15 protein-coding genes are annotated in these 12,166 nt (G+C 71.5%); 7 read left to right on the top strand and 8 right to left on the bottom strand.

What is annotated here, in order from left to right; translation table 11 throughout:
- Positions 1-9: 9 nt before the first annotated feature.
- The gene (locus AB0D44_RS00800) at positions 10-1,395 is read left to right on the top strand and encodes a serine hydrolase domain-containing protein (protein ID WP_362582403.1); all 1,386 of its coding nucleotides are present in this window, start codon (positions 10-12) and stop codon (positions 1,393-1,395) included.
- Positions 1,396-1,404: 9 nt separating this feature from the next.
- Here AB0D44_RS00800 and AB0D44_RS00795 read toward each other — a convergent pair whose 3' ends face one another.
- From AB0D44_RS00795 to AB0D44_RS00785, 3 genes are read right to left on the bottom strand one after another with little or no spacing between them, the layout of a single operon-like run.
- A complete protein-coding gene (locus tag AB0D44_RS00795) occupies positions 1,405-2,580 on the bottom strand; it encodes a winged helix DNA-binding domain-containing protein (protein WP_362582400.1) in 1,176 nt (391 codons plus the stop codon).
- Positions 2,581-2,637: 57 nt separating this feature from the next.
- Positions 2,638-3,099: a GNAT family N-acetyltransferase gene (locus tag AB0D44_RS00790; protein ID WP_362582398.1), complete on the bottom strand. Its 462-nt coding sequence runs from the start codon at positions 3,097-3,099 to the stop codon at positions 2,638-2,640.
- A 15-nt stretch (positions 3,100-3,114) separates the two neighbouring features.
- Positions 3,115-4,002, bottom strand: coding sequence for a GNAT family N-acetyltransferase (locus AB0D44_RS00785; RefSeq protein ID WP_362582395.1), 888 nt, complete (start codon positions 4,000-4,002; stop codon positions 3,115-3,117).
- 131 nt (positions 4,003-4,133) lie between these two features.
- Between AB0D44_RS00785 and AB0D44_RS00780 the strand changes: the two genes are divergently transcribed.
- Positions 4,134-4,784 carry a haloacid dehalogenase-like hydrolase gene (locus tag AB0D44_RS00780; RefSeq protein WP_362582392.1) on the top strand — a complete coding sequence of 217 codons (651 nt, stop codon included), beginning with the start codon at positions 4,134-4,136 and terminating at the stop codon, positions 4,782-4,784.
- 142 nt (positions 4,785-4,926) lie between these two features.
- Positions 4,927-6,114 carry a globin domain-containing protein gene (locus AB0D44_RS00775; RefSeq protein ID WP_362582390.1) on the top strand — a complete coding sequence of 396 codons (1,188 nt, stop codon included), beginning with the start codon at positions 4,927-4,929 and terminating at the stop codon, positions 6,112-6,114.
- 31 nt (positions 6,115-6,145) lie between these two features.
- Here AB0D44_RS00775 and AB0D44_RS00770 read toward each other — a convergent pair whose 3' ends face one another.
- From AB0D44_RS00770 to AB0D44_RS00750, 5 genes are all read right to left on the bottom strand, one after another.
- The gene (locus tag AB0D44_RS00770) at positions 6,146-6,625 is read right to left on the bottom strand and encodes an NUDIX hydrolase (RefSeq protein ID WP_362582387.1); all 480 of its coding nucleotides are present in this window, start codon (positions 6,623-6,625) and stop codon (positions 6,146-6,148) included.
- Between the two features lie 59 nt (positions 6,626-6,684).
- Positions 6,685-7,590 (bottom strand): LysR family transcriptional regulator, encoded by a 906-nt coding sequence (locus tag AB0D44_RS00765; protein ID WP_362582384.1) that lies wholly within the window; start codon positions 7,588-7,590, stop codon positions 6,685-6,687.
- Positions 7,591-7,767: 177 nt separating this feature from the next.
- Positions 7,768-8,928: a cystathionine gamma-lyase gene (locus AB0D44_RS00760; RefSeq protein ID WP_362582381.1), complete on the bottom strand. Its 1,161-nt coding sequence runs from the start codon at positions 8,926-8,928 to the stop codon at positions 7,768-7,770.
- Positions 8,925-9,416: a low molecular weight protein-tyrosine-phosphatase gene (locus tag AB0D44_RS00755; protein WP_362582378.1), complete on the bottom strand. Its 492-nt coding sequence runs from the start codon at positions 9,414-9,416 to the stop codon at positions 8,925-8,927. Before AB0D44_RS00755 ends, AB0D44_RS00760 begins: the two co-directional genes overlap by 4 nt.
- An 11-nt stretch (positions 9,417-9,427) precedes the next feature.
- Entirely contained in the window at positions 9,428-9,808 is a 381-nt protein-coding gene (locus tag AB0D44_RS00750) for a phage holin family protein (protein WP_362582376.1), read from the bottom strand.
- 89 nt (positions 9,809-9,897) lie between these two features.
- On the opposite strand from AB0D44_RS00750, the gene AB0D44_RS00745 reads away from it, so the two are divergent.
- From AB0D44_RS00745 to AB0D44_RS00730, 4 genes are all read left to right on the top strand, one after another.
- Positions 9,898-10,215 carry a cupin domain-containing protein gene (locus AB0D44_RS00745; protein WP_362582374.1) on the top strand — a complete coding sequence of 106 codons (318 nt, stop codon included), beginning with the start codon at positions 9,898-9,900 and terminating at the stop codon, positions 10,213-10,215.
- Between the two features lie 151 nt (positions 10,216-10,366).
- Positions 10,367-10,594, top strand: a complete 228-nt coding sequence (locus AB0D44_RS00740) for a DUF5326 family protein (RefSeq protein WP_362582371.1) — start codon at positions 10,367-10,369, stop codon at positions 10,592-10,594.
- Between the two features lie 249 nt (positions 10,595-10,843).
- The gene (locus AB0D44_RS00735; RefSeq protein WP_362582368.1) at positions 10,844-11,611 is read left to right on the top strand and encodes a helix-turn-helix domain-containing protein; all 768 of its coding nucleotides are present in this window, start codon (positions 10,844-10,846) and stop codon (positions 11,609-11,611) included.
- Positions 11,612-11,708: 97 nt separating this feature from the next.
- The gene (locus tag AB0D44_RS00730; RefSeq protein WP_362582366.1) at positions 11,709-12,158 is read left to right on the top strand and encodes an SsgA family sporulation/cell division regulator; all 450 of its coding nucleotides are present in this window, start codon (positions 11,709-11,711) and stop codon (positions 12,156-12,158) included.
- The last annotated feature ends 8 nt before the right edge of the window (positions 12,159-12,166 follow it).

The raw sequence follows: 12,166 nt of genomic DNA, 5'->3' as shown, positions 1-12,166 counted from the left end.
CATCCGATCATGGATGAGCTCTCTGAAGACCGTGAACTTCTCCCTGCGACCCGGCGCGCGCTGAGGCACAGGATCGCCGTGGCCCAGAGCGAAGGACGGGCTCCATCCGTGGTGGCGGCCGTGGTGCGGGGCGGAGAAGTGGTCTGGGAGGGTTCCCGGACCTCGGTGGAGGGGCACGGCCCGGACGGGAACGTCCAGTACCGGATCGGCTCGATCACCAAGACCTTCACCGCCGTTCTGGTGATGCGGCTGCGGGACGAGGGCCTGCTGGGGCTGGCAGATCCGCTGGAGAAGCACCTGCCGGGTACCGGCGCGGGTGAGGCGACCATCGCCCAACTGCTGGCCCACACCGGTGGTCTGGCCGCGGAGACCCCGGGCGAGTGGTGGGAGCGCACGCCCGGTGCGCTGCGGCCCGAGCTCGCCGACGTGCTGGGGGACGAGCCGCTGCGGCACTCGCCGGGGCGCAGGCACCACTATTCCAACCCCGGGTACACGCTGCTGGGTTCGCTGATCGAGGCGCTGCGCGGGAAGCCGTGGGAAGAGGTGCTGCGGGCGGAGGTGCTGGAGCCGCTCGGGCTGGACCGCACGAGCGGGTCGCCGCAGGCCCCGCACGCGGGCGGCTGGGCGGTGCACCCGTGGGCGGACCTGATGATGCCCGAGCCGCTGGAGGACCTGGGTCTGATGGCTCCGGCCGGTCAGCTGTGGTCCACGACACGGGACTTGGCGCGCTTCGCGGACTTCCTGCTGCGGGGCGACGAGCGGGTGCTGGGTGCGGATTCGGTACGGGAGATGCGCACGTCGGCGGCGCCGCCGGAGCCGGGCTTCGCCGACTTCGGCTACGGGCTGGGGATGCAGCTGATGGCCCAGGACGGGCGCCGGCTCGCGGGACACACCGGATCGCTGCCCGGGTTCGTCGCGGGACTGTGGCTGAGCGAGGCGGACGACGTGGCGGCGGTGGTGCTGGCGAACTGCACCTCGGGGCTGCCCGTCTCGGCGGTGGCCGCCGATCTGGTGGCGGTGGTCGCGGAGGCCGAGCCGCGGTTCCCGCAGCCCTGGCGGCCGTTCAAGGAGGCCGACCAGGTGCCACTGGAGGTGTCCGGGCCCTGGTACTGGGGGACGTCGGCCCAGGTGGTGCGGCTGAAGGCGGACGGATCCCTGGAGTTGGCCCCGGTGGGCACGACCGGGCGTTCCGCGCGGTTCCGGGCGGAGCCGGACGGAACCTGGACGGGCCTGTCCGGGTACTACGCGGGAGAGACGCTGCGTGCCGTGCGCCGCGCCGACGGCACGGTGAGCCACCTGGACCTGGCGTCCTTCGTGTTCACGCGCGAGCCGTACGAGGCCGGGGCCCCGGTGCCCGGCGGGGTGGACCCGCAGGGCTGGCGGGGCATCGGCTGACGGTCCGGCTCAGGCGGTGAGTTCGCGCTCCAGCGGGGTGCGGAAGCGCGGGGTGACGCGGGCGTCCCCGACCCATGCGGCAAGGCGTGCGGCCTCGGCGGTGATCGCCTCCTCGGCGGCGCGGCCGGGGTCCGCCAGCAGCCGCCAGACGATCTCGCCGTCGCCGCGCTGGGCCCAGCCGCCGACGATCTCGCCGTTCCACCACACCGTGGGGCCGATGTTGCCGGCGTAGTCGAAGAGGGCGGGCCGGTGGGCCGGGTCGAGGTGGAAGCCGCGGTCGGCCCAGCCCATGCCGCTGGGGTCGAGGCCGGGGACCAGGGCGGCCCAGGGTTCGGGAGCCGGTTCGGGTGCCGTGTCCCCGGGGCTGACGAGGGCGGTGGTCCCGTTCTCCAGGCGCACCTGCTCGGGACCCACGGCCGCGAGGGCCTTGCGGACGTCGCCGAGGGTCCAGCCGGTCCACCACTTGAGGTCGGCCTCGGTGGCCGGCCCGTACGCGTGGAGCCAGCGGCGGGCGATCTCGGCGCGGGCCTCGGTGGCGGGCAGGGCGGGCCAGGGCTCGGTGTGGACCCAGCGGAACTGGCTGGAGGTCCACGAGCCGCGCGGCCGGTCGCGGCGGATCCGGCCGTCGGCGGCCAGCAGGCGGATGACCCGGGTGGCGACCCCCGTCTCCGCCGCGTACTTCTTGCCCCTGCCGACGGTGATCTTCTGGCGCAGGGCCGGTACGGCGGCGGACAGCTGGCTGCCGGTGCAGGGCCCGCCGCTGTCGAGGGCGTCGAGTGCCGCGGTCTCGGCCCGGGCCAGCCAGGCGGCGTCCAGGCCCTGGCCGTCCTCGTCGAGGTGCTTGAGGAGGGCGCGGCGCTCCTTGACGGCGATGGCGCGGGCGGTGGAGGAGTCGACGTACGGCGCGAGGCCCGTCGAGACGGCGAAGAGCGTGTTGCGCATGCTCAGCAGCCGGACGAGGCTCACCTCCTCGTAGAGCGCCTGCTCGACGGTGGACGGGCCGCCCTCGGCGAGCCGGGCGCGGACGGAGAGGAAGAGGGTCGCGGCGTCGGTGGCGTGCAGGGCGACGACTGCGTCGGCGGCTTCGGAGACCGTGGCGGCGCGGGCCGAGGGAGCCAGGCGGTGGCGTCGGCCGAGGCGGTGGCGGCGCTCGGCGGTGGTGACGAGGGGCAGGCTGGGGCTCATCCTCCCGATCGTAGGCCGGGCCGCCGGCACAGCGCCCCGGCCTGCGGATCCGGCCCGTCAGAGCTGCAGTTTGAACCCGACGTGGGAGGCGGCGAAGCCGAGCCGCTCGTAGAAGCGGTGGGCGTCGGTGCGGGTTGCGTCCGAGGTCAGCTGGACGAGCCGGCAGTTCTCGGTACGGGACTTCTCGATTGCCCACTCGATGAAGCGGGTGCCCAGGCCGCTGCCGCGTTCGTCGGCGTGGACGCGGACGCCCTCGATGATGGAGCGGGTGGACCCCTTGCGGGAGAGCCCCGGGACGATCGTCAGCTGGAGCGTGCCCACGACGCGGTCCCCGCGGACGGCGACGACGAGGTGTTGGTTCGGGTCCTCGGCCAGGCGCTTGAAAGCCGCCAGGTACGGGGTGAGGTCCTCCGGGGATTCCCGGGTGGCACCGAGGGGGTCGTCGGCCAGCATGGCGACGATGGCGGGCAGATCGGCCTCGGCGGCGGGACGGATGGCCGGTTCGGGGGTGTCGGTCACAGGGGGTGTCCTCTCTCAGCCCGCGGCCACGGTGAGCGGTGCCCAGCGGCGGGTCCAGTCGCCGGGCAGGCCCGGGATGTCACGGGTCATGACGGCGTTGAAGGCCACGGAGCCGAGGCCGCGGTCCTTGAGCCAGGAGACGAGCTCCTCGTGGCGTACGTCGACGTCGGTGCGCAGCGGCCGGTCGGTGGTCGCGGCGAGGGCGGTGACGAGTGCCTGGGCTCCGGCGGTGTCGCGGGCGATCAGCGGGCCGATGACATGGGTCTCCATGTTGGGCCAGATCGCGGCGTAGCCGGTGAGGGCGCCGGCACGGTCCTGGGCGACGAGCAGCCGGTCGGTGAAGGCGGGAAGCCTGGTGATGATGTGGGTCCGGTCGGTGCCGAAGACCTCGGTGTCCAGCTGGAGGATCCGCGGGAGATCCTCGGCGGTGGCGGGCCGGACGGTGGTGCCGCCGGAGGGCTCGGCCGCGGGATTGGGGCGGAAGACGCCCTTCAGCATCTCGGCGCGGCCGGTGGTCTCGAAGCCCAGGTCCTCGTAGAGCGGGCGGCCGTAGGGCGTGGCGTGCAGGGTGAGCGGGATCCCCTTGAGGACGTCGTCGCAGACGTGTGTCATCAGGCGGCGGCCCAGGCCCCGGCGGGCGTAGCGGTCGGCGACGAGGACCATGCCGATGGCGGCGAGCTCCGGTTCGGCGCGCGTGCCGCCGTAGCGGGTGACCACGCAGGCGGCGGCCAGCCCCTGCCCGTCCGGGGCGTCGACACCGTAGCCGCTTCCGGCGGCGAGCAGCAGTCCCCATTTGTGGTCCTCGCGGGGCCAGCCGCGGTCTTCGGACAAGTCGGCGCAGTGGCGGAGATCGTCCGCGGTCAGCGCTCGGATCGGCAGCTCGGTCAGGTGTGGAGGTGTCACCGACTCAGACTGGATCATGGAGTCGGGGGCCGTCCAGAGGATTTGGGCGAGGAATGTTTCACGTGAAACGTGCCGATGTTTCACGTGAAACATCGGCTGTACGCGAAGGGGACGGTTTAGCCTCGATGGCTATGGCCACCCTGCACCTCTTCGACCTCGACGGCACCCTGATGTTCGGCTCCGCGGCGCCGGTCGAGATCTCCCGACAGCTCGGACTGAGCGCCGAGATCACCGAGTTGGAGCGGTCCTTCAGCGCGCGGGAGATCGGCCCGCAGCAGTTCTCCGTGGCCGTTCATGCCCTGTGGTCGGCGCTGACGCCCGAGCACGTCCGGGCGGCGTTCGACGGCTCCCCGTGGCTGGCGGGCATCCAGGAGGTGTGGCGGGAGATCAGGGAGCGCGGCGACTACTGCGCGGTGATCTCCCTGTCGCCTTCCTTCTTCGTGGAACTGCTGCTGGAGTGGGGCGCGCACGCCGCACACGGCTCGGTGTTCCCGAAGGTGCCGTTCGCCGGGCCCATGGAGGTCTCCGGGATCCTGACGCCCGAGGGCAAGGTCACGGTGGCGGACCGGCTGTGCGAGCAGTTCGGGGTGAGCCGCGCCGACTGCGTCGCTTACGGCGACTCGCTGACCGACGCGGTGCTCTTCGAGGCGGTGCCGGTCTCGGTGGCGGTCAACGCGCGGCCGTATCTGGCGGAGCGCGCCACGCACGTCTACGAAGGCCGGGACCTTCGGGAGGTATACCAGCTCGTCGGTCTGCCACGCCCGGGAGTTGCGGCATCTTAAGAGGAAGGTGGGTCCGAAACGCGGATTTCCCGCATTTCCCCGCAGGTCTCCGGGCAGGCTGGCAGGCTGTAAAACCCGGAACCACGGATTCACAGACCGTGGCGAGTGCAGACCGACCGAGATGCTTGAAGCGAGGCACCACATGGACGCTCCGCCCACCAGATCGGCCAGAGGGGGGACGGGCCGGATACCCACCGAGGGCGGTGCGGCCGAGCCCTCGCCGGACGCCGTGCTCATCCGCCGGACCCTCGCGGACATCGCACCCGTCGCCGACAAGGTGACCTCGTACTTCTACGCCCTGGTGTTCACCGGGCATCCGGAAGTGCGCGGCATGTTCCCGGCCGCCATGGACGTCCAGCGGGACCGGCTGCTGAAGGCTCTGCTGACCGCGGCCGAGCACATCGACAACCCGCAGGTGCTCACGCCCTATCTGCGCCGGCTGGGCACCGGGCACCGGAAGTACGGCACGCTGGCGGGCCATTACCCGGTGGTGGGCGAGGCCCTCATCGGTGCGCTGGCCCGGTACGCGGAGGCGACCTGGGGGCCGGAGGCCGAGGCCGCGTGGGTACGGGCGTACACCGCCATCTCCCAGATCATGATCGACGCGGCGGCGGAGGACGAGGTCAAGAGCCCGGCGTGGTGGCAGGCGGAAGTGGTCTCCCACGAACTGCGCACCTCGGACATCGCCGTGCTGACCGTGCGGCCCGACCAGCCGTACGCCTTCCTGGCCGGCCAGTACACCAGCCTGGAGACCCCGTGGTGGCCCCGGGTGTGGCGGCACTACTCCTTCGCCTCGGCGCCGCGCGCCGACGGACTGCTGTCCTTCCACGTCAAGGCCGTGCCCGCGGGCTGGGTCTCCAACGCGCTGGTGCGCCACGCCCGGCCGGGCGACGTCCTGCGCCTGGGGCCGCCGGCCGGGTCGATGGTGGTGGACCACACGACGGACAACGGGATGCTGTGCTTGGGCGGAGGCACCGGAATCGCCCCGATCAAGGCGCTGATCGAGGACGTGGCCGAGCACGGGGAGCGGCGTCCGGTGGAGGTGTTCTTCGGGGCCCGCAGCGACTACGACCTGTACGACAAGGACACCCTGCTGGGGCTGCAGCGCTCGCACCCCTGGCTGTCGGTGCGGCCGGTGGTCGGCGACTGGCTCGCCGGGCAGCTGCCGCAGGCGGTCGGCGAGCACGGGCCGTGGAGTTCGTACGACGCGTTCATATCCGGGCCGCCGGCGATGATCCGCAGCGGGATCGACGAGCTCAAGCGGATCGGGATCCCCGACGACCGGATCCGCCACGACGCGGTGGAGGAGCTGGCGGGCGTGGCCGGCTGAACCGGCCGGGCCCGCCCCTCCCGGTCGGGGTTCAGCCCAGGTCGGGTGCGTGCATGGCGCGTACGCCCTCGATGTTGCCGTCGAGGTAGTGCCGCAGGGACAGCGGGACGAGGTGCACGGCGGCGATCCCCACCCGGCTGAAGGGGACGCGGACGATCTCGTACTCGCCCTCGGGGTGGTCCATCTCGGGGCCGTGCCGTTGGCTGGGGTCCATCGATTCGAGGTGGCAGACGAAGAAGTGCTGCACCTTCACGCCGGTCACTCCCCCGTCGGCGATGTGCTCGACGGTGTCGACGAAGCAGGGCACCACATCGGTGATCTTCGCGCCGAGTTCCTCGTGGACCTCCCGGTGGAGGGCGTCGACGACGGTGGCGTCCGAGGGCTCCACCCCGCCGCCGGGGGTGAGCCAGTACGGATCGACGCCGGGCTTGGTGCGCTTGATGAGGATCAGGTCGTCACCGTCGAGCAGGATCGCGCGGGCGGTGCGTTTGACCACGGGACGTTCGGTCATGGGAGAAGAGTGGCCCACGGCACACCTTCTGAAACGCGCCAGGGGCCGGAAAGCGGGGCTCACCAGCGTGCGGCGGCGTGCAGGAGCCGTTCGTGCGCACGGGCGAGATGGGCGAGAGCGAGGCTGCCGGCCCGGACGACGAGGAACCAGGTGCGCAGCGGTGGCACCGGGGGCTCCGCCAGGGCCACGATCCGGCCGCTGTCGAGGGCGTCCTGGCACAGGTAGCGGGGCAGGACGGCGAATCCGGCACCGGCCCGCACGCATTCCAGTACGGCGCGCAGATCGGGGACGACCACCGTGGCCGCGGCGTCACCGGCCTCCGGCCGGGCGTCGAAGACGGCGGCCCAGTAGCGGGTGACGAGGGGCAGGCTCTCGTGGACCTCGACGAACGGGATGCCCGCGAGAGCGGCGGGACCGGCCTCGCGCAGCTGGTCGGTGCCGATGAGGGCGGCCCAGTACGGCGCGGCGACCAGGACGTGCTCCTCGTCCCACAGCGCGGTGGCGGTGAAGAGTCCGCCCCGGGGGTGGGCGGTGGTCACGACGAGGTCGTGGTGACCGGCGGCGAGCCCGTCGAGGGTCTCCTCGGCGCCGGTCTGGAGCGCGGCGCGCAGCGTGTGGCCCTGGCCGACCAGCGGCGCGAGGGCGGGCAGCACGCGCAGACACAGGAACTCGGGGGGCCCGGCGACGTGCAGGGTGCGCAGCGCGCCGGCCGCCTCCCGCTCGGCCTCGGTGATCCGCAGCAGCGCGTCGAGGTGCGGGGCGGCCTTGTGGGCGAGCTCGTCGCCCACGGCGGTCGGGGTGACACCGCGGGCCCGGCGGTGGAAGAGCGGGCGGCCCAGCTGGCGTTCCAGGGTGCGGATCTGCGAGGTGACGGCGGGCTGTGACAGCCCCAGGAGGGCGGCGGCCCGGGTGAAGGAACCTGCCCGGTGCACGGCGACGAAGGTGCGCAGCAGGGCCAGGTCCATCGCGGCACCTCTCGGTGGGGGCCTTCAACTATAAATATGCCGATAGCCCGCTGTCGTTACCGTGATTGGACTCTGACGCAGAGTCAACTAGCCTTGTCACGTGGTTCTTCGCCGACAGAACCCGAGGGCGGTCCGAGCCACGAGGGGGGAGGCTCGGACCGCCGCTCCACGCCCCGTTCAGCCGCCGTCGGCCGCCGGCAGCGCGCGGTCGAGGGCGCGCAGTACGTCCGCGACGAGGTCCTCGGTGTCCTCCGCACCGGCCGAGAAGCGGATGAACCCCTCCGGCACGGCGTCGCCGCCCCACCGCCCGCGCCGCTCGGCGGTGGACCGTACTCCGCCGAAGCTCGTCGCGTCCTCGACCAAGTGGAGGGCCGACATGAAGCGTTCGGCGTGGGCGCGATCAGGCAGCGTGAAGGAGACCACCGAACCGAAGCCGCGCATCTGGCGGGCAGCCGTCTTGTGCGACGGGTCCGAGGCAAGGCCCGGATAGCGCACCCCGGTGACCTCGCCGCGGTCGCCCAGCGCCTCGGCGACGGCCAGGGCGTTGGCCCACTGGCGCCTGGCGCGCAGCTGGATGGTGGCCAGGGAGCGGTGGGCGAGCCAGGCCTCCATGGGACCCGGGATCGCCCCGACGATCTTGCGCCACTGCCGGACCCGGGCGGCGAGTTCCGCGTCGAGGCACACGACGTAGCCGAGCAGCAGGTCGCCGTGTCCGGTCAGGCCCTTGGTGCCGCTGGCGACCGAGAAGTCCGCGCCGAGCTCGAGCGGCCGCTGGCCGAGCGGGGTGGCGAGGGTGTTGTCGACGGCGACCAGGGTCCCGCCGGCGTGCGCCGCTTCCACGAGCCGGCGTACGTCGCACACGTCGAGCCCGGGGTTGGAAGGGGTCTCGATCCACAGCATCCGGGCGCCGTCGAGCACGGCCAGCTGGGCGTCGTCCCCGGTCGGGGCGGTACGGACGTGGATTCCGTAGGCCTCGAGCTGCGTCCGCAGCAGGGGCAGCGCCTGGTAGCCGTCGTCGGGCAGGACCACCGTGTCCCCGGTGCGCGCCTGCGAGAGCAGGACGGCGGAGACCGCGGCCATGCCGGAGGCGAAGGCGATGGTGTGCACTTCCTGGCCGGGGGCCTCCAGCTCTCCGACCGCCCGCTCCAGCAGGGTCCAGGTCGGATTGGTGTCGCGGCCGTAGGTGTACGGGCCCTCGACGTCGCCGGGGAGGTGGAAGTGGGCGGCGAAGACCGGACCGGGCAGCGGCGGCTCGTTCTTGACGGGGTCGGGCAGCCCGGCCCGGACGGCGCGCGTGCCGTCGCCGAGACGGGCGGACCCGTACGCGTCCTCGTTCATGCGATGTGCTCCTTCACGGCCTCGCGTACGGCGTCCAGAAGACCGGGGCTCGCCGCTTCCACCAGCTGCAGGCACTCCTCGAAACCGTCGAGGGAGCCGTAGTAGGGATCGGGTACGTCGGCGCCGGCGGCCGGGGCCGAGGGGTCGTAGGACCGCAGCAGCCGGACCTTGGCGGCGTCCTGCGGCGTGGGGGCGAGCGCCCGCAGGTCCCGCAGGTGGCCGGCGTCGAGGGCGATGACGAGGTCGAGGCGGTCGAACCAGGAGGCGCGGAACTGCCGGGCCCGGTGGTCCTGCCGGTATCCGGCGGCCTCCAGGAGGCGGACCGTGCGGGGGTCGGCGCCGTCGCCCTCGTGCCAGCCGCCCGTTCCGGCGCTGTCGACCTCGACCACGTCGCTGAGCCCGGCCCCCGCGACGTGCGCGCGGAAGACGGCCTCGGCCATGGGCGAGCGGCATATGTTGCCCGTGCAGACGAAGCACACGCGGTACATGGGGAGCCCGTTCAGTTCTTGTCGGGCAGGACCATGTTCACGGCCCAGGAGACGACGGAGATGATCAGGCCGCCCACGACCGCGGTCCAGAAGCCGTCGACGTGGAAGCTGAGGTCGAGCTGCTTGGCCAGCCACGAGGTCAGCAGCAGCATCAGGGCGTTCACGACCAGGGTGAACAGGCCGAGGGTGAGGATGAACAACGGCAGCGAGAGCAGCTTCACCACGGGCTTGACGATGAAGTTGACCAGGCCGAACACCAGGGCGACGAGCAGCAGGGTGAGCGTCCTGCGGCCCAGGCTGCTCCCGTCGTCGAGGGTGATGCCGGCGAGCAGCCAGATGGCGACGGCCAGGGCCGCTGCGTTGGCGAGCGTCTTGACTACGAAATTCGTCATGTGTCTGATCGTGGCAGAGAAGATCCCGGTGGGACATCCGCAGATCAGCGGATGCGAGGGAACGATCGAGTACAAGGGGCACAACAACGATGAAAGCCTTCCGGCTTGACGAGCTCGAGGCGGAGCGGGCCGCCAACGACGGCGCCTATCTGCAGTTCGTCCGCGAGCGGAACATGTCGGTCGGGCTGTACGCGCTCGATGCCGGACACAGCGACCCGCAGCAGCCGCACCGCCAGGACGAGGTGTACTTCGTCGTGAGCGGCCGGGCCTCGATCACGGTCGGGGAGGAGACGACGACGGTGGCGCGCGGCAGTGTCGTCTACGTCCCGGCGGGGGTCCCGCACAAGTTCCACCACATCAGCGAGGACCTGCGGGTGATGGTCGTGTTCTCCCCGCCCGAGGGCTGAGCGCCCCGCTGGATGAGGGTCGCGGCCCCGATCCCCCTAGGGGGCGGATCAGGGGACTGCGGGGGCTCCCGGGCGCCCGCCCGGGACCGCCGCCTCCTAGCATCGTCAGCAGGAAGTCACGGACGAGGAAGACGAGTAAGGGGTCGAGGACATGGACGGCATCCGAGAGCTATTCGCAGGCATGCCCTGGTGGGTCAAGTGGGTTGCGGTCCCGCTTCTGGCGCTGTTCGTCTTCGGCGGTGTGATCACGAGCATTCTCGGCGCGTTGATCTCGTTCGTCTTCAAGCTGCTCCTCTTCGTCGCCCTCGTCGGCGGACTGATCTTCATGGTGAAGAAGTTCAGCGGCAACGGGGCCAAGTCCTCTTCCGGTGAGTGGTAGACCGGACCTGCCAGTTCCGGGTTGGGCCAGGCGAGGGAACATGGTGCGCGAAACCGCCCACACTGCGGGAACCGGCGGATAGAGTGGCAATCTGTGCCGCTCCCTGGGCACCGAAAGCCGGTACTTCCGCTCTGAACGGCGGTTGTCTCATGTAGGTGCTGCGCACGACCCCCAGGAGTCACGGCACACGCGGGGGCGGCCCCCGCAGGGCGGGCCCCCACAGCCCGCCGCCACGCCTGGGGGTGAGCTTTGTCTTCGGTTCACAACGCCGTGCCGACGCTGATCGGTTCGGTGCAGCGGGCGCTGAGGCTGCTAGAAGCGGTCGGTTCGCACAGCACGGGGGCCCCGGCGAAACAGCTGGCGCGTGAGGCCGGGCTCCCGCTCCCCACCGCGTACCACCTGCTGCGCACCCTGACGCACGAGGGCTATCTGCGCAGGGAGGGCGGAGTCTTCGTCCTGGGCGACGCGGCCGGGCGGCTGGCCGGTGGGGGACTCCAGCAGAAACGTCGCAGCATGATCGTCGACTCGCTCGCGCACTTCCGCGACGCCGTCGGGGCCCCCGTCTACTTCGCAGTGTTCCGCGAGGGTGAGATCGAGCTCGTGGGCGTCTCGGACACCCCGGCCAACCCGGCCTGCGAGGAGTGGGCCGACTTCCGGGAGACCGGCCACGCGCACGCCATCGGGCAGTGCCTGCTCGGCCAGCTCGACGAGAAGACGCGCAAGGACTACTACGCCCGGCACCCGGTCGAGGCCATCACCCCGTACACCGTGGCGGACCAGCGGTCCTTGGAGCAGCGGATCGGATCCCTGGAGCGAATGCAGCCTGTGACCGAACGCCAGGAATATGCCCTGGGCACGGTATGTGCGGCCATTCCCATTACCGCGGGCGATGCCGCCGCGACCATGGCCATTTCTATGCCCCTGCACCAAGAAGCGCGGTTGCTCTATGCAGTCGATCGACTACGCAGTGAAGTAGGCGCGCTGTTGAGCACCCTCTCCTTCTCTATCAGTATCTGAAAACTCACTCCTTGTGATCTGCTGGCGCTTCCACCACTCTTGTCAAGAGGGCCTTGGGGGACCATTCCTGGCCACTTCCACTACAGCGGGGTAGGCAATGCGCGAGTCGGTACAGGCAGAGGTCATGATGAGCTTCCTCGTTTCCGAGGAGCTCTCGTTCAGGATTCCGGTGGAACTCCGGTACGACGCACGTGACCCCTACGCAGTCCGCCTGACCTTCCACCTTCCCGGAGATGCGCCCGTGACCTGGGCGTTCGGCCGGGAGCTCCTTCTCGACGGCATCAACAAGCCGTGCGGTGACGGCGATGTGCACATCGCCCCCACCGATCCCGAAGAACTGTCCGATGTCCACATCCGCCTACAGGTCGGCGGCGACCGGGCCCTGTTCCGCGCCGGCGCGGCGCCTCTCGTCGCGTTCCTCGACCGCACCGACCGGCTCGTTCCGCTCGGGCAGGAGCGCAACCTGGGCGACTTCGAGGAGAACCTCGACGAAGCGCTCGGCAAGATCCTCGCCGAATCCCGGCAGAACGAGCAGAACGCGGGCTGACCAGGCAC

This window comes from Streptomyces sp. NPDC048349, from assembly GCF_040651925.1.
Lineage (GTDB): Bacteria > Actinomycetota > Actinomycetes > Streptomycetales > Streptomycetaceae > Streptomyces.
Note: the sequence above shows the minus strand (reverse complement) of the source record. Positions and strands in the feature narration are given on the sequence as shown.